This is a genomic window from Streptomyces sp. NBC_01013, from assembly GCF_045162765.1.
Lineage (GTDB): Bacteria > Actinomycetota > Actinomycetes > Streptomycetales > Streptomycetaceae > Streptomyces.
Window position 1 is genome coordinate 3,530,903 of sequence record NZ_CP108687.1, and the last position, 21,472, is coordinate 3,552,374.

The window sequence follows — 21,472 nt, forward strand, 5'->3', positions numbered from 1 at the left end:
CGTCACGCCGGTACACACCCGCGGCGCGTCCGTGCGGCGCCCTCGTACGGCGCGTCAGTGCGGCGCGCCCGTGCGGCGGAAAGGCACGGTCCGGAATCCTCACAGCCGCACGCGCGCCACGGCGAGGGGTTAGTTTTAGCCAGAAACTACTGGGGTTTCGCCGCCGGATCGGCCGGTTTTCCACGGTCGCCGCGGAGCCCCGGAGATCCCGATCCGCTCCGGTGAGCACAAGCATGTGCAGTACGAGCGGATCCCCCCACCCGCGAAAGACCGGGAATCACCCGCGAAAGACCGGTATTCACCAGTCAACCCCGCTGCGGGGATTTGGTTCCCGGTCCGAGCGGGTGTGTGAAGGGCCACACCCCGACGGGCAGTCAGATGGAGGTTTCCGCTGGCAGGGACGCTGTTTGTTCATGTTCCCGGAACGGAGGAACAGGAATCCGGCGCTATCGTTCCTACGGTGCGATATCGCTCAGCACACCGCTGACATTGAGTACTTGGTGGCACCCGGAGGCCTGTGTCCCGGTCGCCGGAGTACCCGGTTTGGAACAGGTCACGGAGACAGTGACCTTGGCATTCTCCTGGATCCGAATGGGGGTGACCCAGTGATAGTCCTGGTTACGGAAGGTCTCCAGAGCAATGGTGGTGATCTTCCGCTCTCCGAAGGAGATGGTCAACACCCCTTCGTCTCCCTGGAAGTTCGCCACGACGATGTCGGTGACCCCGAATACCTTTCCTTCGGGAACCTGATACGTCCCGTCCTTCTTGGCTCCGGCGCCCGTCTGTACGTCGATGGTCTCGGAGCTCTGCTGCGCGTCCGCCTCTCCGACTCCCCCGGTCGAACCGGAGCCGCCCGTACCGGCACCGCCGGTCCCGGCCTTGCCTGTTCCGGCACCCTTCCCCTGCTCCTGGCCACCGGCCGGGTCGCCGCCGGTCGCGCCGCCGGTCGCCGCACCGCCCTGTGGCCGCTCCCGGTTCTCCTCCTGGGCAGCCTTGGCCCCCGCTTCCTTCGCGGTGCTGCGGATCTCCGGCCGTACCAGTGCGAACCACGCCACCAGCAGAGCGATCAGAGCCGCCAGCAGGATCAGCAACCACTTCGGCAGCAGCGGGAGTTGTGCGAACTCGCCGGGCAGCGGCTCGGTCCGGCCGGGCTGATCGCCCTCACTGTCGGCCACCTCGCTGTCCACGGCCCTGACCTCGAACGGCCAGGTGGCAGGAGCGCCGAACCAGATCAGCTTCCGGGCCCGCACCCGCAGGCCCGACTCGGCGGACTCACCCGGTTCCAGGCTCCGGCGTTCCGGCGTGAAGGCGAGGCGGAGTTCCTCCCCTTCCTGCTTTCCGGTGAAGACGACGTCGACGGGGGTGTTCCCCCGGTTCTGCACCGAGGCCCGGAACCGGGCACCCAGCCAGCCCCTGCGCCGACCCGGCTCCAGTGCCGCCCGGAGTTCACGGAAGGGCTCGACGACCACGGTCGTCTCGGGAACGGCCACCGACTCGGGGTGCTCCGCCGGCAGGACACGTACGCCCAGAGGGACTTCGCCCGCCTTGACCTCGTGGGACCGGGGCGGAGCGAGTCGCACCGTGACGGTCTCGGAGGTGCCGGGGTAGAGGGACACCCTCTCCGGTTCCACCGTGGTCCATGCCGCACAGTCGCCGACCACGTCGAGGGTGTACGCCTCGACGATGTCGCCGTCGTTGCGCACGGTCAGCGTGGTCGTCGCTTCGGCGCCGGGCGACACCGTCACCGTGGGTATGTCGAATTCGGCAGATGTGGTCACGATGCGACGTTAGGCCGCGCCCCCGCCCCGGCAGCAGGGGCGGGAGGGCAACGTGCGGGCAGGCCCGGTGCCCCGGCGGCACACCCGTACCGCCTCGTCACACCCGGCCCCCGCGCCCGGTCTCCCTGCCGAGGGGGACGAGCGGGCACCACACCTGACGTACCGGGGACCGGCGCAATCACCTATCGGGGAACCTGCGGAAGTAGCTGAGGAAGACGAGTCCATGACCATGACCACGACAGATACGACGAAGACAGGGGCGGGGGGCTTCCGCAACCGCGGGCCGGCCGTGCCGGCGCAACGCGCGGACAGCACGCCGACGGGGGCCCCGGGGGGCAGGATCTCCGTAGCGGTGTACGCGGAGGACCTGATCCTGCAGACCGGCATGGTGCACCAGTTGCGCCTGCGGCCGGAGGTGGAGCTGATACCGGAGGAGGAGGCCGACCGCGCCCAGGTCTCCTTAGTAGTGGTGGACATGGTGAACGAACCGACCGTCCAGCTCCTGCACCGTCTCCAGCGCAACACCTCTACCCGCACCGGGCTCGTCGTCGGCTTCTTCGAACCCGGAGCGCTCCAGACCCTGATCGAGTACGGCGTCGCCGCCGTACTCAGGCGCGGGGAAGCCGACCAGGACCGTCTCATCCATCTGGTCACGGCGATCGCGAAGGGCGAGGGGGTGCTGCCGGGCGACCTCCTCGGCAAGCTCCTCGACCATGTCAGCAGCCTCCACCGCACGGTGCTCGACCCCCGGGGGCTCTCGCTCTCCACCCTCACGGCGCGGGAGGCGGAGATGATCAGGCTGGTGTCGGAGGGGTACGGCACCGCCGAGATAGCGCAGAAGACCTCGTACTCCGAACGAACCGTCAAGAACGTGCTGCACGAAGTGGCGGCACGGCTGGATCTGCGCAACCGGGCCCACGCGGTGGGCTACGCGATGCGGCACGGCCTCATCTGAGGCACCCTCGCCCCCACCGTGGCGGTGGCCTCCCCCGGGAGTCCGCCGCCACGGGTCCGCGAGGGAAACAGGCGTTGCCCCCGCGGCGTCCGGGGCCCTGGGCCAGGCCGCAGCTCGCCGGCGCACCTTCACGAAGGCGGGACCGTCTCGGTTTCGGACGATGCTGTGCCGCAGTCGCCGGTGTGCAGACGGACTCGCGCCGGCCCTGATCCCCCGCAGCCCGGCGGCCACGGCAGTCGTCTCCGAGGAGCGCACGACCCGGTGGGGCTGTCACGAGGGTCTCCGCGCCCGCAGGTGAGGCGCCGGCAGTGGCCTGCCCGAAGGCGCCGGCGGTCAGGGCTCCCCGAGGGCGAGGGCCCCCGGACTGCCCGCCGGGCCGCAAAGGGCACCGGCTCTTCCCCTCTCCGGGTACTCCGGGCCCTGTCCCCGATCCCCCGCGCCCAGGATGCTTGAGGGTGGAGAACCATCGACCAGACTGTGAGGTGGACCGTGGGCGGTCCTGCTGGCCCGGCACGCCGTACCCGAATGCGCAGACTGAGCGGTGTCGTCGTGCTGCTGACGCCGTTGCTGGTGGCGGGTTCCATCTCCGCCCCTCAGGGTGCCGCGAAAGCGGCCGCCGCCTCGGAAGCGGCGCCGGCGGACACCGGACGGATCGCCTTCGCCGGTACCGGGCACCGCAGTCTCGGGCAGGTCCCGTACGGAACCGGGGCCGCACAGGATCTGTTCGGCACCGGTCCGGCGCACTACGACCAGGACTCCTTCGGCCGCGGTGACACACTGGTCTTCACCAGCCTGCGCGACGAGCCCGAGCCCCAGGTGTACGTGCGCAGCGCGAACGGCTCCGTACGCAGGCTGACCCTCGGCCGCGACGCCGCGCACCCCGAACTCTCCCCCGACGGGCGGACCGTGGTGTTCGACTCGGCCGAGCCGGGAGCGGGGCAGTCGACCCAGCGGGACCTCTGGTCCGTCAGGATCGACGGCTCCGGCCTGCGCCGGCTGACGAACACACCCGCCGACGAGACCCACCCGACGCTCTCCCCGGACGGCACCCGGATCGCGTACGCGAGTGACGGCGGCCCGGAACCGGGCACGCAGGTCTACGCGCGGGCCGTCTCCGGTGGGGACGCGACCTGCATCAGCAACCCCGCGGAGGGCGACGCGAGCGAACCGGAGTGGAACCCGGTGAACGACGACGCCCACCGGGAACTGCTCGTGTACACGCTGCACAAGGCGCCGGAGACCGACACGGACACCGGCTACCGGCTGCGGGTCACCAACGGTCCGGGTGCCGGCCGCCCCCTGCTGACCGGCGATTTCGCCGGCTGGGGCACCCGCTCGGCCGCCTGGCTCCCCGACGGCGCCGGTCTCGTCTTCCTCAGTCCCAACACGGACTGCGGCTGCTCCGTCTACGACCATGTGTACCGGGCCGGCTCCCTCGACAACCCCGTCCCGGCCATGGTGCTTTCCGAGGACCGTCAGGTGGAGTCCCCGGCCGTCCTCGGCCCGGCGAACGTGTGGACGGTGGTCGTCACCCGCAGGACCACCGCGGACCCCGATCTCGTCACGCTCCAGGACATGCGGCAGGACGGTTCGGACCCCCGCGACCTCAGGGTCGACGTGCTGCGTGAGGACCCGAGAGCCCGCACCAACACCAGTGAGAACCCCGCCGACGATCCGCTGTTCCACCCTGCGCCGGGCTACGACCCCTGGACCGAGCGGCAGACCTATACGCCGGACGGCCGGAACATCGCCGTGACCCGCTTCGTGACCGTGGACAACCAGCGGGTGCAGCAGATCTGGATGGCCGCCACCGACGGCACGGGCGCGGTGGAGATGAAGCTGGACGGGCGGGGCCCGCAGGACTGGGACACCGACCCCTCGTTCTCCCCGGACGGCACCAAGCTGGCCTTCACCCGGACCTCGCCGGGAGGTATCGGTGACGCGGCCGGACCGAGCACGGTGCTCGTCGCAGAGGTCGCCACGGGGAAGATCCTCGGCAAAGTGGTCCCGCCCGCCGGGCAGGTGGTGGGCGGCGACGCCCAGCCCACCTGGTCGGCCGACGGCACGACGCTCGCCTTCACCCGTAACCAGGTGATCCGGGGCCTCGGCGGAATCAAGCACGTCTGGACCGCCCCGGTGAAGGCCCTCGACCAGCAGGAGGACCTCAGCGCCACCGGCTGCCCCGGCGAGTGCAAGGTGATCGACGACAGTCCCGCCTTCTCCCCCGACGGCACCGCCATCGCGTTCAACCGCAAGGACCGGGCCGACCAGATCAACCACCGGGCGAGTGTCGTCGTCACCTCACCGGGCGGCGCGGACTGCCGGGTCGTGCTGCCGTCCGACCGGCGTGACGACCCCGCCGCATGCGGCGAGCGGATCCCCGACGTCTCGGCCACCGGGCCCTACCAGCCGCGTGACGTGGCCTGGTCGCCGGACGCCGGACGTCTGGTGCTGAGCTCCCGCCGGGAGATCGCACCGAACTCCCCCGAGCAGCTCTCCGAACTCGACCTCGCCACGGGCACGCTGACCCCGTTGACCGCGAAGCTGCCGGGCCGCCAGAAGGAGCCCGCCTTCCAGCAACAGGTCGACCTGACACTGACCGCGCCGCCCGTCGGCCCTTCGGTGGAGGCCGGTTCCTCCGTGACGATGACGGTCACCGTCACCAACCGGGGTCCGGCCCCCTCCCCCGGCACCACGTTCGTCGCCGACGTACCGCCGGGCGTACGCCTGGAGGAGCTCAGCACCGACTCCGGTTCCTGCGGCGCCGGTTCGCCGAGCTGCGACCTGGGCGTGCTCCCACCGGGCACCGAGGTGGAGATCACCGCACGGCTGACGGGCGTGACCACCGGGCCCTGGCAGATCGGCTGGTCGGTCACCGGAGCCGTCGTCGACCCCAACCCCACGGACAACGCCACCGGGACGTCCGTCCAGGTCCGCGACGTCCCCCCGTCGCCCAGTCCTTCGCCCTCGGCGCCCACCGCGCCCCCGGCCACGCCCTCTCCCGCGCCGCCCGCGCAGCCGCCCGCTCCACTGCCGCCCGAGCCCGAGGCGGGCCCCGGGGTCACCGTGCGCGCCCAGCCCAGCCCCGGGTACGTGGGCGGGCGGGTGGTGGTGACGTACACCGTGCGCAACGGGAAGAACGCGCTCGCCACCGGGCTGCGGCTGCGGCTCGGGCTGCCCGCCGGGATTCCGGTGGACACACTCCCGGCAGGCTGTGCCAACGGGACGTGCGCGCTTCCCGACCTTGCGCCGGGCGCCTCCTCGGTCCTGCGCGTGGTCCTCGCCCCGGACCGGGCCCTGCGGACGAAGGTCACCGGAACGCTGACCACGACCGGTACCGACGCCGACCGCGGTGACAACGTCTCCCGGATCCCGCTGCGCATCCTCCAGCCGCGCATCGTCTCGGTGCCCGCGGTCGGCAAGCCGGGGTTCGTCACCTCGGTGCGCGGCAAGGACTTCCCGCCCGGTGCGCCGGTGAAGCTCACCTGGAAGCCGGGGATCACGGCAGCCGCGCCGCCGGCCCGGCCGGGCGGCGACGGCACCTTCATCGCCCAGCTGCTGATCCTGGTGAAGGACCGGACGGGGCCGCGCACCATCACTGCCTCGGGGCCGGGGTTCAGCCCGGTCACCACCGACTTCCTGGTCGTGGTCGGCACCATCGTCCCGCCGGACGAGGTGGGTCGCAGGTGATCCACGAAGTCGACGAGGCCTTGCGGGTGTTGCTGGTCGAAGCAGGCCTGCAGGAGAGCGGGGTGGACCTGGTCTTCGACGCCCCGACGAGCGACTGGTCCGCGCGCCGCAACGCACCCACGGTCAGCATCTTCCTCTACGGGATCCGGGAGGACGCCACCCGCCGCCGCACCGGCACCACCGAGGAGTACGACGGCGACGGCGTCGTCACGGGACGGCGGACGCCTCCGCGGTGGTTCGAACTGACCTATCTCCTCACCGCGTGGACCAACCGCCCGCAGGACGAACACCGCCTGCTCTCCGAGGTGTTGCGGCGAGTCATCCACACCGACGCCCTGCCCGCCCGGACGCTGACCGGCAGCCTCGCCACGCTCGGACTGACGGTGGAGATGGAGGCGGCGTCGGCGGGTTCGGGCGACCGGCCGTCGACCGTGGACGTGTGGTCCGCCCTCGGCGGCGAGCTGAAGGCCGCGATCGACCTGCGGGTGTGGGCGCCGCTGGCCGGCGAGCTCACGCCCGTCGGGCCACCGGTCACCGAAGGACTGCTGGTACGAACGGCGCCCGGCCGGGACGGCGAGGCGGCGGAGCCCGGGCGACGGCTGCGCTACGACGGGGCGTCCGACGCCGAGGGGCAGGGCTTCGCAGCGGAGCGTGAACGGCAGCTTCCGCCGGGCCGGCGCAGGCGCGGAGGTCCGACCCGGTGAGCACGACGTACGAGACCCCGTCCGGCGTCCGGGAGCCGGGCGGCACCCCGCCGACGGCCGGCACCCCGCCGACGCCGGTGGAGGACCTCTGGGAACGGCTGGGCCACATCGAGCAGCGCGTACGGCACGCGGTCGCGCTGCGCGAGGACAGCGACCCGGAACCGAACGATCCGTACCGCGGGCAATACCTCACCCCCGCCGCGGCCGAACGGATACTGGACTCCCGCGACGCGTTCCACCCCGTCCCGGCCCACGGCCCCGACGCCCCGTCGAGCTCCCCGCCGGGGAGCCGGATCGCCGCCCTCGCGGAGAACTTCGGGCTGGTGGCGCCGGACCTCGATCTCCTTCTCGTCGCGATGGCCCCGGACATCGACGCACGGTTCGAGCAGCTCTACGGCTATCTCAACGACGACCTCACCCGGCGCAGGGCGACGATCGGCCTGGCTCTCGAACTCTGCGGGCTGCCCGCCGCGGGCTCCGGCCGCTTCCGCTTCGCGCCGGCCGCCCCGTTGGTCGCGGCCGGCCTGGTGGAGGTGCTGGAGGCCGAACGGCCGCTCCTCACACGGGTCCTGCGCGTCCCGGACCGGGTCACCGCCCACCTGCTCGGCGACGACGGCGTGGACGGCAGGCTGCACGGCCTCGTCCGGGTGGCCGGGCCCGAGGAGGAGCCGGACCGGTGTCCGACGACCCTGCGGGTCGCGGCGGCGCTGGGCACCGGCAGCGGTCTGGTGCATCTGCTGGACCGGGGCGGCGACCCCGGCAGGCTCGCGGCCGACGCGCTCCTCGCGGCCGGGCGCCTCCCGCTGGTGGTGGACGCCTCGGCCCTGGCCAACGCCCCGGAACCGGCACGGACCGCGCGGATCCTGGCGACCGAGGCGCGACTGACCGGTGGCGGACTGGTCCTCGGGCCCCTGGAGACGCTCGCCCCCGAGCAGCCCAGGAGTGCCGGACTCATCGCCGCGCTCTGCGAAGCGGTCGGCGGCGGCTCCCCCCTGATCATGTACGGGAAGAAGAACTGGGACCCGTTGTGGGCCGCCGAGAGCCCGGTGACGGTCCATGTACCGCCTCCGGCCCCGGCGGACGCGGCCCGGCGGTGGCACCGGGCCCTCGCGGCGGCCGGCTCCCCCGCGGGCCCCGCCGCCGGGACCGCGACGGCCGACGCACGCCTCGTCGACGCCACCCGCGCCTACCGGCTCGACTCCGGTCAGATACGCAGGGCCGCCGCCGTCGCCTCCCGGCTGGCCGCCCTGGAGGGGCGCCCGGTGGAGGCACAGGACCTGCGCACCGCGGTCCGGGCCCAGAACGGCGCGGGGCTGGCACGCCTCGCCCGGCGTATCGAGCCCGCCGTCGGCTGGGACGATCTCGTGCTGCCCCCTTCGACCCGCGGGCAGTTGTCCGACCTGGCCCTGCGCGCACGCCACCGTGAACAGGTGCTCGGCCAGTGGCGGATGCGGCCGGGCGGCGGCCGGGGCCGGGGCATCGTCGCGCTGTTCGCCGGGGAGTCCGGCACCGGCAAGACCATGTCGGCGGAAGTGGTCGCGGCCGACCTGGGCATGGAGCTCTACGTCGTGGACCTGTCCTCCGTGGTGGACAAGTACATCGGTGAGACCGAGAAGAACCTGGAACGGATCTTCGTCGAGGCCTCCGACGTCAACGCGGTGCTGCTGTTCGACGAGGCGGACGCCGTCTTCGGGAAGCGCTCGCAGGTCAAGGACGCTCAGGACCGGCACGCCAACGTGGAGTCGGCCTACCTCCTGCAGCGGATCGAGTCCTTCGACGGCATCGCCGTACTCACCACCAACCTGCGGGCCAACCTCGACGAGGCGTTCACCCGCCGGCTCGACGTGGTCGCCGACTTCCCCGTACCGGACAAGGACCAGCGCCTGGCCCTGTGGGAACGCTGCCTGGGTACGGACATACCCCGCGCCCCCGACCTCGACCTGCGGACCTGTGCGGAGCGCTTCGAACTGACGGGGGGATCCATCCGGGCCTGCGCGGTCACCGCCGCCTACCAGGCGGCGGAGTCGGGCGGCCCGCTGGACACGGAACAGCTCGTCTCGGCCGTCCTCTCCGAGTACCGCAAACTCGGACGGCTGGTCCTGGAGAGCGAGTTCGGCCCCTGGCTGGAGCACACACGGCGGGCGGACTGACCGGCTGCGCGGCTGTTCCGGAACGCTGGACTCACGTATCGCCGTCCGTATCATCTGCTGCATGACTGCAGAGCCCTCGCGATCCGCCGGCCGTATGCGTGCCTCCGACGCCGACCGCGAAGCGGTCGTGGAACAGCTGCGGGAGGCCGCGGCCGAGGGGCGCATCGATCTCGGTGAGCTGGACGAGCGCCTGGGCCTGGCCCTCACGGCCAAGACCCACGCCGAACTCGCCCCGCTCACCGATGACCTGGGACCGGCCGAGCCCGGATCGGGCGAGCCGCTGACCCTGAGGGGCGGCATCCACGGCGCGCAGCGGAGGGGCCGCTGGAAGGTGCCGCCGCGGATCGAGGCGTACGGAGGTCTGGGCGGCGTCCTCCTCGACTTCACGCAGGCCGAGTGCCGGCTGCGCGCGATCGAGGTGGAGGTGGACGCGCAGATGGCCGGTGTGGTGTTCGTGGTCCCGGAGGGCTGGAAGGCGGAGACGGACGCGCTGGACCTCGCCTTCGGCGGTCTGAAGGACAAGACCTCGGGCGAACGGCTGCCCGGCACACCGGTGCTCCGGCTCACGGGGACGTGCGGCGCGGGCGGCGTGGTCGTCCGCCACCCGAACCTCCGCGAACGCCGCAAGCGGCGCAAGGAGCTGTCGCGCTGAACGGCACCCTTGCGACCGGGACTTCCTGCACGGGCCGGACGGTGAGGATCTGCTGGGCCTGCCCGACGGGACCGTTGACGTCGTGCGGGACGGTGCTTCAGGGCCGGAAGACCGCCACGGCCTCGCCCCCCTCCTCCCGGCGGAACGTCACCCGCAGCTCCATCCCGATGGCGAGCGCGCTCTCCTCGCACTCCACGACCTCTGTCATCATCCGCGGCCCCTCCGCCAGGTCGACGACGGCGGCGACGTACGGAACGCGGATGCCGAACGGCGGCAGGTCGTTGCGGTGGACGACGGACCAGGTGTAGAGCGTGGCCCGGCCGCTCGCCCGCTCCCAGTCGACGACGTCGCTCCAGCAGTGCGGGCAGAACTCGCGCGGGTAGTGGTGCGCCCGGCCGCAGGCCCGGCAGCGGCGCAGCAGCAGGTGTCCTTCGGCGGCGGCGTCCCAGTACGGCCGGGTGAAGTCGTCGGGCTCCGGAAGGTCGTAGCGGGAGGACGGCGTGGGGGCCGGGGGCGGGGCCGTCACCGGAAGAGCCCCATCGCGTCGTCGAGGGACCAGGTCTGCCAGGACATCGCGAACAGGGCGACGAGGGAGATGAGCGCCATCATCGCGTTCTGGCCCTGCTCCGCCCAGTCGTGGATCATCAGCACCAGGTAGAGCAGGTTGAGCAGGAGGCCGCCGGCGAGGGCGACCGGGGTCAGGAACCCGGTCACCAGGCCGAGCCCCAGAGCCAGTTCCGCGTACACGACGACATACGCCATGGTCTTCGGGCGGGGCGCCACGACCCTCTCGAAGCCGGTCCGGACCACCGGCCAGCGGTGCTTGCCGGCGACGTCCGCCGCCCACGCGATGCCGGTGCCGCGTTCGAACCAGCCCTTCCTGTCCTTGTGGCGCCAGCTTTCCAGCCACCACAGACCGAGGCCTATGCGGAGCACGGCGAGCCACTGCGCTCCGTCGAGCCAGATCGTTCGCATGGGGCCCTCCGCTTCATCGGATCTGACGATACGTCAGTTCACCTGATGGCGGCGGACTGCGCAAGGGGCGCGCACCCGTGATCAATTCGCAATCGATTCCGGTCTTGACCGAGACCCATCAAGGGGGGACGCGATTACGCTCCGAACCATGTCCGACAGCACATCTACCGCCGACAACGGCAGCACCCCGGCCCCCACCGACATCACCGAGGACCGCCCCGTCTACGTCATCGGCGGCGGCCCGGGCGGCCTCGCCGCCGCCGCGGCTCTGCGCGAGCGAGGGGTCCGGGCCGTCGTCCTGGAGAAGTCCGGGGACGTCGGCGCATCCTGGCGACGCCACTACGACCGGCTGCACCTGCACACCACCCGGCGATGGTCCACCCTTCCCGGACTGCCCATGCCCCGCAGGTTCGGACGCTGGGTCTCCCGGGACGACGTGGTGCGCTACCTGGAGAAGTACGTCGAGCACCACGGGCTGGAAGTGGTGACGGGCGTCGAGGTCTCGCGCATCGACCGGGCGGCGGACGGCACCGGGTGGCGGCTGACGGCGACCGGCGGGCGGGAACTCACCGGCCGGGCCGTGGTCGTGGCCACCGGCTTCAACCACACCCCGCGGGTCCCCGAGTGGCCCGGGCGCGACACCTTCACCGGCGAGCTCCTGCACGCGTCCGAGTACCGCAACCCGGCCCCGTACAAGGACAAGGACGTCCTCGTCGTGGGCGTCGGCAACACGGGCGCGGAGATCGCCGTGGACCTGGTGGAGGGCGGGGCGTCGCGCGTCAGGCTCGCGGTGCGCACCGTTCCGCACATCGTGCGCCGCTCCACCGTCGGCTGGCCCGCGCAGGCGACCGGCATCCTGGTGCGCCGGCTTCCGGTCGCGCTCGTCGACCGGGCCGGCGGCCTGATGGCCCGCGTGGCCGTGCCCGACCTTGCCGCACAGGGGCTGCCCCGCCCGGACACGGGCCTGTACTCCCGGGTCAAGGACGGAGCCATCCCGGTCCAGGACGTGGGGCTGATCGACGCGGTGAAGGGCGGCCGGGTGGTGCCGGTGGCGGCCATCGAGTCCTTCGACAAGGACACGGTGGTGCTGGCGGACGGGACCAGGATCACCCCGGACGCGGTGATCGCAGCGACCGGCTACCTGCGGGCCCTGGAGCCGCTGGTAGGCCACCTCGGGGTGCTGGACACCCGGGGCCGCCCAGTGGCACACGGCGGCGGTACACCGAAGCAGGCGCCCGGTCTGTACTTCACCGGGTTCACCAACCCGATCAGCGGCATGTTCCGCGAAATGGCCCTGGACGCGCAGAAGATCGCCAAGCGACTGGCGCGCACCGCCTGATCCGCCGCCCCCTCGGGGCACACCGCCCGAGCCGTCACCGAGGGGGCCGCCACCGCACCCCTGCGCCCCGGGGGGCGCTTTTGCGACCGAGAGCGGTGGTCCGGGAAGGATTCCGGACCACCGCTCTCAACCTTTCCCTGCACACCCATTCCTGACGGGCCGTCAGTTCAGTAAACTGACAGAGCGTCAGCTTTGTGCCGGGCACCACGCGTGCCGAAGGACTTTCGAGCAGGAGTGGGCGGAACGATGCTTGGATCGACTCACGGCACCCTCACCACCGACTTCCGCGCCAGGGTGGTGGCCTGCGGCGAGGCACCGCATGCCGCCGTCCACAGCATGGCGGCCGCCGCCGCGGAGGGCGACCTCGATGTCAGCGGCCGCCCGCTGCACGCGCCCGTGCCGGACCTGGACCGGTTCTTCCAGCCGGAGTCCGTAGCCGTCATCGGCGCCTCAGACGCCGACGGGCGGCCCAACACCGGGATCACCCGTCAGCTGATCGCCTGGGCCGAGCGCGTCGGGGCGCGCCTGTATCCGGTGCACCCCACGCGCGAGACCGTCTTCGGCCGGGCGTGCTCCCCCTCCGTCGCCGATCTGCCGGAACAGGTGGACCTGGCGGTGCTGCTGGTCGGCGACCCGCTCCCGGTGATCGAGGAGCTCGGGCAGGCCAAGGTGAAGTTCGCCGTCGCGTTCGCCTCCGGCTTCGCGGAGACCGGTGCGGAGGGCGCCGCCGCGCAGGCCCGGCTGGCCGCCGCCGTGGAGCGGTCCGGACTGCGGCTGCTCGGCCCGAACACCAACCTCAACGCCTTCGAGGAGTTCCGCGACGACCTGGACGGGCCGGCGATCGCGCTGATCACCCAGTCCGGCCACCAGGGACGCCCCGTCTACACGCTCCAGGAGCTGGGCGTGCGGCTCTCGCACTGGGCTCCCACGGGCAACGAGGCGGATCTGGAGACCGCCGACTTCATCGCATACTTCTCCCAGCGCCCCGAGGTGGGTGCCATCGCCTGTTACGTCGAAGGGCTCAAGGACGGGCGCTCCTTCCTGCTCGCCGCGGACCGGGCAGCACGGGCCGGTGTCCCGGTGGTGGCGGTGAAGGTCGGGCGTACGGAGACGGGGGCCAGGATGGCCGCGTCACACACCGGCAAGCTGACCGGCGCAGACCAGGTGGTCGACGCGGCGATGCGGCAGTTCGGCGTGATCCGGGTGGACGGCCTCGACGAACTCCAGGACACCGCGGCCCTCCTGGCGCGGGCGCGCAAACCGCTGGCCGACGGCGTCGTGGTGTATTCGATCTCGGGCGGCACGGGTGCACACTTCTCGGACCTGGCGACGGGAGCGGGCCTGTCGCTCCCGGTGCTGTCCGAGGAGAAGCAGGCCGAGCTGCACACCTGGATACCCGGCTACCTGAACGTGGCCAACCCGGTCGACAACGGCGGCCACCCGGTCGGCGACTGGCGCGGCCGGAAGATCATCGACGCGATCCTCGCCGACCCCGGGGTGGGGGTGCTGATCTGTCCGATCACCGGCCCCTTCCCTCCGATGAGCGACAGGCTCGCGCAGGACCTGGTGGACGCGGCGGAGGCCACGGACAAGCTGGTGTGCGTGGTGTGGGGGTCGCCGGTCGGGACCGAGGACGCCTACCGCACGACGCTGCTCGGCTCGTCCCGCGTCGCCACCTTCCGCACGTTCGGCAACTGCATCACCGCGGTGAAGGCCTATCTGGACCATCACCGCTTCGCCGCGTCCTACCGCTCCCCGTTCGACGAGGCGCCGCGCACTCCGTCGCCCTCCTTCCGCAAGGCGCAGGCACTGATGCGCCCGGGCCACCAGCTGAGCGAGCACGCGGCGAAGCAGCTGCTGCGCGCGTACGGAATCCGGGTGCCCCGCGAGCAGTTGGTGACCAGCGCCGCGGCAGCCGTCCGGGCGGCGGGGCTCGTCGGCTACCCCGTCGTCATGAAGGCGTCCGGCGCACGGCTGGCTCACAAGACGGAGCTGGGCCTGGTCAAGGTCGGTCTCACCTCGGCCAGCCAGGTGCGGGACGCCTATCGCGAACTCACCGACATCGCACGCTACGAGGACATCGACCTGGACGGCATCCTGGTCTGCCAGATGGTGGAGCGGGGCGTCGAGATGATGGTCGGCGTCACCCAGGACGCCCTGTTCGGGCCGACGGTGACGGTCGGCCTCGGTGGCGTACTCGTCGAGGTGCTGCACGACGCTGCGGTGCGGGTACCGCCGTTCGGCGAGGACCAGGCGCGGGCGATGCTCGGCGAGCTGCGCGGCCGGGCCCTGCTGGAAGGGGTGCGGGGCGGCCCGCCGGTGGATGTGGACGCCCTCGTAGAAGTCGTCCTGCGGGTGCAGCGGATGGCGCTGGAGCTCGGCGACGACCTCTGCGAACTCGACATCAACCCGCTGATGGTGCTGGGCCGCGGACAGGGCGCGGTGGCCCTGGACGCGCTGGCGGTCTGCCGCTGACCGGCCCGGCCACCACGCCCGCGGAGAGGGCCGCCCGCCCGCGCCGGTCCGGGGCTCGGGCCCTTCGGCCTGCCGGCCCGGACCGGAACGCGGGATTCCGTCCTCAACCGCCGGACGGACTGGTTTCCCGTCCGCCCTCCACCTGCTCAGGAGCTGCCTCATGCCGTCCTCCCCCGAAGACAACCACGACCGCACCGACCACGCCGACCCGTCCGGATCGCCTGAACCATTGATACTCCACGCCACTGACAACGGCGTCTCGTGGATCACGCTCAACCGTCCCGAGGCGATGAACGCCGTCACCTGGGACCAGCGCGAACGCATCATCGCCCTGCTCGCCGAGGCCTCCGCCGACCCCGGCATCCGGGCCGTGGTCCTCACCGCCACCGGCCGCGGCTTCTGCGCGGGCGCCGACCTGCGCGGCGCTCCCGCGACCGGCGACCGGGTGCCGGGGGACGTGGCCCGCACGATCCGGCTCGGCGCACAACGCCTGATCGCCGCGGTCCTTGACTGCGAGAAGCCCGTCATCGCGGCGGTCAACGGCACGGCGGCGGGTATCGGCGCGCATCTCGCGTTCGCCTGCGACCTGGTGCTGGCGGCCCGGTCGGCGAAGTTCATCGAGGTGTTCGTACGCCGCGGCCTCGTCCCGGACGGCGGCGGGGCCTACTTGCTGCCGCGCCTGATCGGCCCGCAGCGCGCCAAGGAGCTGATGTTCTTCGGCGACGCGCTCCCGGCGTCGGACGCGGAACGGCTGGGCCTGGTCAACCGGACGGTCCCGGACGAGGAGCTGGCAGCGACGGCACGCGCGTGGGCCCAGCGCCTGGCCGACGGCCCGACCCGCGCGATCGCCCTCACGAAGCAACTCGTCAAGGCGTCCCTGGACGCGGACCGGGCCACGGCGTTCGCCGCCGAGGCGATGGCCCAGGAGATCAACATGACGACGCAGGACGCCAACGAGGGCGTGGCGAGCTTCGTGGAGCGGCGGATGCCGAAGTACCGGGGGGTGTGAGCGCGGGGCCCGCGTCATGCGCGGGACAGCGCCCGGGGCGCGCGGAGTCGATGCCCTGCCCGTGGCCGGGCGCACTGGTCATCTCACGTATCCACTCGCTCGCCCACCCGTGACCACTCAGGGATTCTGTCGCGCACCGGGCGTCGCCGCCTGACGGGAAGCCGCTGCCGTCCGCCATGTGCGGCGCCGGCCACCCCTGACTTCCGGCAGTGCCGCCCCGGCCTCCGGTTGCGTACGGTCGGCCGGGTGGAGAGAGCCCCTGCCGTTCGGCCCGGGAGTCCCGCTGCTGTCGTACCTGGGTTCGGGCTTCATGAGAAGCGAATCCGGAAACCGGACCCGAAGCGCACGGCCCCTGCTCGCCTGCAGGGTCCTGGGCGGGTCACCCCTGACGAAGGTCGGGGGTCCGGCTCCCCTCTTCCCATCTGACGCCTCGTCAGCTCTAATCGAAGGGTGATGGGACACGCAGGCATGGCCGCAACCGCAGTCCGCTACCTCAGGTCCGTCGGCGCTCCGACGGCCGCCGGCCCGGAGCGGCTCGATCCGCTGCCGCGCCCCTCGCTGCGGGCCGTCGCCGAGGACGAGCGGCTGCCACTCGACCGGGGCGAATTCCGGCGCGTGCTGGGGCACTTCGCGAGCGGGGTGACCGTCGTCACGGCACACGATCCGGGCGGCACCGACGGCTCAGCCGGCCCGGCGGGCTTCGCCTGCCAGTCGTTCTCCTCGCTCTCGCTGGATCCGCCGCTGGTCACGTTCATGGTCGCCCGTACGTCGACGACCTGGCCGCGCATCGCCCGCGCCGGAGCCTTCTGCGTCAACATCCTGGGCGCGGACCAGGGCGCGCTGTGCCGGGCCTTCGCCGTCAGCGGGGCCGACAAGTTCGCCGGGGTGGCGCACTCCCCCGCCCCCGGTACCGGCTCGCCGCTGCTGGACTCCGTACCCGCCTGGGTCGACTGCCGCATCCAGGCCGTCCACACCGGCGGCGACCATCTGATCGTGGTCGGCCGGGTGGAGGCGCTGGGGGCGACGGCGGACCGGGAGGGGCCGCTGCTGTTCCACCGAGGGGTGTTCGGGCACTTCAGCAGCTGACCGTCTCACCTCACGACGGCGTCTGCGGGCAGCCCCTTCACCCGGCGGATCATCAGCGCCATCAGCGCCGCCATCGCGCACAGCGCCCCCGCCGAGTACCAGACCACGTTGTACGAGCCGAAGTGGTCGCGCGCCACCCCGCCGAGGAACGCCACCAGCGCCGCGCCCACCTGGTGGGAGGCGAGGACCCAGCCGAAGACGATCGCGCTGTCCTCGCCGTACTGCTCCCGGCACAGGGCCAGGGTCGGCGGGACCGTGGCGACCCAGTCGAGTCCGTAGAACACGATGAAGAAGACCATCGGCGGCTCCACGGTGGCCTGCATCAGGACCGGCAGGAACAGCAGCGACACCCCGCGCAGCGCGTAGTAGACGGCCAGCAGGCGGCGGGCGTCGAAGCGGTCGGTGAGCCAGCCGGAGAAGACCGTGCCGATGATGTCGAAGATCCCGATGACGGCGAGCAGTGAGGCCGCGGCGGTGATGGGCATGTGGTGGTCGTGCGCGGAGGGCACGAAGTGGGTCCGGATCAGGCCGTTGGTCGACGCACCGCAGATCGCGAACGACCCGGCCAGCAGCCAGAACGGCCCGGTGCGGGCCGCGTCGAGCAGGACGCGTACGGTCCGGCGCGCCGCCCCGCGCGCGGGCGCGGGCTTGGCGACGTACTCGCCGCCGTACGGGGCGAGGCCCACATCGGCCGGGTGGTCGCGCATCAGGAGCATGACGAACGGGACGACGGCCAGGGCGGCCAGGGCGACGGTCACCGAGGCGGGCTGCCAGCCGTGCCGGTCGACGATCCAGGCGCAGAGCGGCAGGAAGACCAGCTGTCCTGAGGCGCCGGCGGCGGTGAGGATGCCGGTGACCAGGCCGCGGCGGGCGACGAACCAGCGGTTGGTGACCGTCGCGGAGAAGGACATCGCCATCGCACCGGTACCGAGGCCGACAAGCAGCCCCCAGTAGATCATCAGCTGCCAGGCCGCGGTCATCCAGACACTGGCCAGCGCACCGGCCGCAACGGAACTGAGGGCGACGACCACGACCCGGCGGATGCCGAACCGGTCCATCAGCGCCGCGGCGAACGGCGCGGTGAGCCCGTACAGCGCCATGTCGATCGAGACGGCCAGCCCGATCTCCCCGCGCGACCACCCGAAGTCCTCGTGCAGGGGGTCGATGAGCAGCCCGGGAAGGGCGTTGAAGGCGGCGCCGCCGATGATCGTCACGAAGGCGACGGCGGCGACGATCCAGGCGCGGTGGATTCCCCGCCGCGGTGGCGCCTCGTGGCCGGTTCGCGGGCTGTCGTCGCGGGCGGCGGGTTCGGTTGTCTGGGTCACGCCGCCCAGCATCCGGCCCTGGCGCCCCCGTGCGCGAGTGGCCCGACGGACATGGTTCGCAGGAATCGGGCCATGGCCCGCTGCCCGCCCCGGGTTCGGCGAACCGGGTGCGCGTACGATCTGCGTCGATCGGCGGCCGGGCACCACGCGAAGCGATGCGTGCATACGCGCCGCTTCGTCCACGTCCCCGGGGGATTCCCATGCAATGGGTCGCACGCCAGCACTTCCACCACAGGTCCGCGCTGATGCAGGGCTGGGGTGCCGTTCTCCTGCTCGTCGCCTGCGTGTTGTGGGTGTGGCTCGGCTTCCTGCTGTGGGGTCAGGACGACTCGCTGTACTGCTTCCGCGCCTCGTCGATCTGCGAGCTGGACAGCACCATGCCCAAGCAGCTGGTCCTCCTCGCCGTCTCCGCGCCCCTCTCGGTGGCCGGCTCGGCGCTCCTCGTCGCGGGCAGTGTGCGCCGGCAGACGAGCGCACACGTCCTCCGGGTCATCGAGATGCAGCAGTCCGAGGAGCGCGCCCGCCGGAAGTAGCCGCCCGGTGTGCCGCCCAGGCGGCTGCCGCCCCCACCGCGTACCAGAGCAGGTCGGGTGCGTTGAACGTCGAGCCGAGGACCAGCCGCGCCACCGTGCTGCGCCCGGACAGTTCGGCGGGCACCCCGGTGAGCTGGAGCAGCTCGACCGCCCAGCTGACCGCCAGCCCGGCACCTGCCACCACGAGCGGCCGGGCCCGGGGCGCGCACAGGGCGACGAGGGCGCAGACCAGGACCGTGTAGAGCGCGTCCCCGGCGTACTTGGCGACCAGGCCGTCCGCCACGGTACGCACCCCGAGCCCGGCAGCCACGGTCAGCACGGCCGCTCCCGCCGCAACGCCCCGGGCCCGTCCGGCGCTTCGCCCGCTCATCCGATCCGCTCCAGCCGCCGGATCGGCCGGGCCGCCAGCAGGACGCCCACCGCCAGCATGTTGATCACCGCGCCGGCGAGCAGCACCTGCGGGGTCCCCACCCGGTCCGCGACCGGCCCCGCCAGCGCGCGGCCCGCCGCCAGCATCAGCAACGAACCGGCCACGTCGTAGGCGTGCAGCCGGTTCAGCGCCTCCGGCGGCACGTGCGTCTGGACGGTCGTCGACCACATCACCAGCCAGAACGCGAACGCCGCGCCCGCCACGAACTGCCCGGCCCCCAGAGCCGGCACCGGCAGCCCGAGCCCCAGCACCACCAGATTCACGCACACCCCGGCCAGCGCGACGGCGCCCGCCGCCAGGGGGCGGCGCGGCCGCAGCCGCAGGGCCAGCAGGCCGCCGACGACGCTGCCCGCACCGTTCACCGCCATCATCGCGCCGTACGTCCCCGAACCGTGGGCCTCGGTGACCTCGACGGCGGTCAGCGGCAGCATCGGGCCGAGCACGGTGAAGCCGTACACCGTCCAGATCGCGATCACCCCCCACAGCCAGTTGCGCGCCCTGAACTCGCGCCAGCCATCGACCAGTTCTGCGACGAACGTCCCTCGTGGCGCTTCGTCCGACGGAGCGGGCGCGAGCCTCAGCAGGAAGAGGCAGATGCCGGAGACCAGGAACGTCGTCGCGTTCGCCGCGTAGACCGCGCCGGCGCTCGCCAGCCCGACGAGCACGCCCGCGAACGCCGGTCCCGCCATGGTCATCAGCGCCTCGGACACTCGCAGCACCGCATTGGCGCGCTGCACGTCCGAGGCGACTCGCGGGGTCGTCGACGCGACCCCCGGCTGGAAGAGCGCCGCCCCCACACCGGCCACCGAGCTCAGTGCGTACACCGCCCACAGGGGCGGGTTGCCGGTGGCGAAGGCGACCGCGAGCACCGAGGCGCCGATCAGCCTTAGCGTGTCGGCGATGATCATCATCCGGCGTGGGGTGAACCGGTCCGCCAGGACGCCGCCGAACAGGACGAACAAGGCCAGCGGCCCCATCCAGGCGGCCAGCGCGAACCCCACCGAGGAGTGCGGCCGCCCCGCCCCCAGCAGCCCCGCGGTGAGCGCCACCGGGATCATTCCGTCGCCGAACAGCGCCGCTGTGCGGGCGACGAAGAACAGCCGGAAATTACGGTTCCAGAGCCGGGCGGCCCCGAGGGGCGGGTACGGCAACGGCGGCAGGGGCGACACCGCCGGCGATTCGCGCAACGCGGGTTCGTGGGCCGCGGCGGGAATGCCCGCGAGGTCTGCTGACTTTTCCTTCACACCGAGGACATGTATCAGCTTATGGTCTACACCAGCTAGTGCGAAGGGAGTCCGTGCCGTGCCGCACCGGGTCGCCGTTCTCGCCCTCGACGGGATCATCCCCTTCGAACTGGGCATTCCACAAAGGATCTTCGGCCGCTCACTCGGTTCCGAGCCGCTGAACCGGGGCCGCAAGCTGTACGAAGTCGTGACCTGCTCGGTCCGCGCGCCGGGCCCGGTCAGCACCGACGCGGACTTCACGATCACCGTCGAGAACGGCCCGGAGATCCTCGCCACGGCCGACACCGTCGTCATCCCGGCCAGCTACGAACTCGGTCCCGTGTACACCGAGGGCCGGCTGACCGACCAACTCGCCGCCGCGTTGGCGCACATCAGGCCGGGCACCCGGATGGTCTCCATCTGCACGGGCAGTTACGTCCTCGCCGCGGCCGGATACCTCGACGGACGCCCGGCCACCACCCATTGGTCCTCCGCCGGCCACTTCCAGCGGCTGTACCCCGCCGTCCGGGTCGACCCCGACGTCCTGTTCGTCGACGACGGGGACGTCCTCACGTCCGCCGGGGTCGCCGCAGGCATCGACCTCTGCCTCCACATCGTGCGCCGCGACCACGGCACCGCCGTCGCCAACGACATCGCCCGGCGCACGGTCGTACCACCGCACCGCGACGGCGGCCAGGCGCAGTACATCCAGCGCCCGGTCCCCGGTCCGGAGGTCTCGGCGACGACCACCGCCCGCGCCTGGGCACTCGGGCGGCTCGAGTCACCGATCCTGCTGCGCGACATGGCCCGGCAGGAGTCGATGAGCGTCCGGACGTTCACCCGCCGGTTCCGCGAGGAGGCCGGGATCAGCCCGGTGCAGTGGCTGACCCAGCAGCGGGTGGAACGGGCCCGCCATCTGCTGGAGTCCACCGATCTGTCGATCGACCGGATCGCCCGGGACACCGGCTTCGGCACCCCCACCTCGCTCCGGCAGCATCTGCAGGCAGCACTGGGGGTGTCGCCGACGACGTACCGGCGGACGTTCCGGTCGGCGGCCGCCGACCCGGCCCCGGAGCGGCCCCAGGCCTTTCGTCCGGATCGGGCCGGACGACCCCGCGAGCCCGGCATGACCCAGACGTAAGGCACCG

General features: G+C 72.4%; 17 protein-coding genes. 11 read left to right on the forward strand and 6 right to left on the reverse strand.

Annotated elements, in window-relative coordinates; genetic code table 11:
- Positions 1 to 455: 455 nt before the first annotated feature.
- Positions 456 to 1,754 (reverse strand): hydrolytic protein, encoded by a 1,299-nt coding sequence (locus OG538_RS15140; RefSeq protein ID WP_406100153.1) that lies wholly within the window; start codon positions 1,752 to 1,754, stop codon positions 456 to 458.
- Between the two features lie 247 nt (positions 1,755 to 2,001).
- On the opposite strand from OG538_RS15140, the gene OG538_RS15145 reads away from it, so the two are divergent.
- From OG538_RS15145 to OG538_RS15165, 5 genes are all read left to right on the forward strand, one after another.
- Positions 2,002 to 2,733, forward strand: a complete 732-nt coding sequence (locus tag OG538_RS15145; protein ID WP_406093871.1) for a response regulator transcription factor — start codon at positions 2,002 to 2,004, stop codon at positions 2,731 to 2,733.
- 525 nt (positions 2,734 to 3,258) lie between these two features.
- The gene (locus OG538_RS15150; RefSeq protein ID WP_406093873.1) at positions 3,259 to 6,423 is read left to right on the forward strand and encodes a hypothetical protein; all 3,165 of its coding nucleotides are present in this window, start codon (positions 3,259 to 3,261) and stop codon (positions 6,421 to 6,423) included.
- Entirely contained in the window at positions 6,420 to 7,127 is a 708-nt protein-coding gene (locus tag OG538_RS15155; RefSeq protein WP_406093875.1) for a DUF4255 domain-containing protein, read from the forward strand. The genes OG538_RS15150 and OG538_RS15155 overlap by 4 nt, the downstream gene beginning before the upstream one ends.
- A 77-nt stretch (positions 7,128 to 7,204) precedes the next feature.
- Entirely contained in the window at positions 7,205 to 9,277 is a 2,073-nt protein-coding gene (locus OG538_RS15160) for an ATP-binding protein (RefSeq protein ID WP_406100155.1), read from the forward strand.
- 61 nt (positions 9,278 to 9,338) lie between these two features.
- Entirely contained in the window at positions 9,339 to 9,929 is a 591-nt protein-coding gene (locus OG538_RS15165; RefSeq protein ID WP_406093877.1) for a DUF1707 domain-containing protein, read from the forward strand.
- Positions 9,930 to 10,026: 97 nt separating this feature from the next.
- Here OG538_RS15165 and OG538_RS15170 read toward each other — a convergent pair whose 3' ends face one another.
- Both OG538_RS15170 and OG538_RS15175 read right to left on the reverse strand, forming a co-directional pair.
- On the reverse strand, positions 10,027 to 10,455 hold the full coding sequence (locus tag OG538_RS15170; RefSeq protein WP_406093879.1) for a Zn-ribbon domain-containing OB-fold protein: 429 nt from the start codon (positions 10,453 to 10,455) through the stop codon (positions 10,027 to 10,029).
- Positions 10,452 to 10,904, reverse strand: coding sequence for a DoxX family protein (locus OG538_RS15175; protein ID WP_406093881.1), 453 nt, complete (start codon positions 10,902 to 10,904; stop codon positions 10,452 to 10,454). Before OG538_RS15175 ends, OG538_RS15170 begins: the two co-directional genes overlap by 4 nt.
- A gap of 148 nt (positions 10,905 to 11,052) precedes the next feature.
- On the opposite strand from OG538_RS15175, the gene OG538_RS15180 reads away from it, so the two are divergent.
- From OG538_RS15180 to OG538_RS15195, 4 genes are all read left to right on the forward strand, one after another.
- Complete coding sequence (locus tag OG538_RS15180; RefSeq protein ID WP_406093883.1) at positions 11,053 to 12,243, forward strand: flavin-containing monooxygenase; 1,191 nt, start codon at positions 11,053 to 11,055, stop codon at positions 12,241 to 12,243.
- 246 nt (positions 12,244 to 12,489) lie between these two features.
- Positions 12,490 to 14,718 carry an acetate--CoA ligase family protein gene (locus OG538_RS15185; protein WP_406093885.1) on the forward strand — a complete coding sequence of 743 codons (2,229 nt, stop codon included), beginning with the start codon at positions 12,490 to 12,492 and terminating at the stop codon, positions 14,716 to 14,718.
- Between the two features lie 160 nt (positions 14,719 to 14,878).
- Positions 14,879 to 15,727 carry an enoyl-CoA hydratase/isomerase family protein gene (locus OG538_RS15190; RefSeq protein ID WP_406093887.1) on the forward strand — a complete coding sequence of 283 codons (849 nt, stop codon included), beginning with the start codon at positions 14,879 to 14,881 and terminating at the stop codon, positions 15,725 to 15,727.
- Positions 15,728 to 16,195: 468 nt separating this feature from the next.
- Entirely contained in the window at positions 16,196 to 16,813 is a 618-nt protein-coding gene (locus tag OG538_RS15195) for a flavin reductase family protein (protein WP_406093889.1), read from the forward strand.
- A 5-nt stretch (positions 16,814 to 16,818) separates the two neighbouring features.
- On the opposite strand, the gene OG538_RS15200 is transcribed toward OG538_RS15195, so the two are convergent.
- A complete protein-coding gene (locus OG538_RS15200; RefSeq protein ID WP_406093891.1) occupies positions 16,819 to 18,138 on the reverse strand; it encodes an MFS transporter in 1,320 nt (439 codons plus the stop codon).
- A gap of 200 nt (positions 18,139 to 18,338) precedes the next feature.
- On the opposite strand from OG538_RS15200, the gene OG538_RS15205 reads away from it, so the two are divergent.
- Positions 18,339 to 18,671 (forward strand): hypothetical protein, encoded by a 333-nt coding sequence (locus OG538_RS15205; RefSeq protein WP_406093893.1) that lies wholly within the window; start codon positions 18,339 to 18,341, stop codon positions 18,669 to 18,671.
- On the opposite strand, the gene OG538_RS15210 is transcribed toward OG538_RS15205, so the two are convergent.
- Complete coding sequence (locus OG538_RS15210; protein WP_406093895.1) at positions 18,628 to 19,041, reverse strand: DUF2809 domain-containing protein; 414 nt, start codon at positions 19,039 to 19,041, stop codon at positions 18,628 to 18,630. The two genes, OG538_RS15205 and OG538_RS15210, sit on opposite strands and share 44 nt — an antisense overlap.
- Positions 19,038 to 20,288 (reverse strand): MFS transporter, encoded by a 1,251-nt coding sequence (locus tag OG538_RS15215; RefSeq protein WP_406100156.1) that lies wholly within the window; start codon positions 20,286 to 20,288, stop codon positions 19,038 to 19,040. Before OG538_RS15215 ends, OG538_RS15210 begins: the two co-directional genes overlap by 4 nt.
- A 115-nt stretch (positions 20,289 to 20,403) precedes the next feature.
- On the opposite strand from OG538_RS15215, the gene OG538_RS15220 reads away from it, so the two are divergent.
- Positions 20,404 to 21,465, forward strand: a complete 1,062-nt coding sequence (locus OG538_RS15220; protein ID WP_406093897.1) for a GlxA family transcriptional regulator — start codon at positions 20,404 to 20,406, stop codon at positions 21,463 to 21,465.
- Positions 21,466 to 21,472 lie beyond the last annotated feature (7 nt).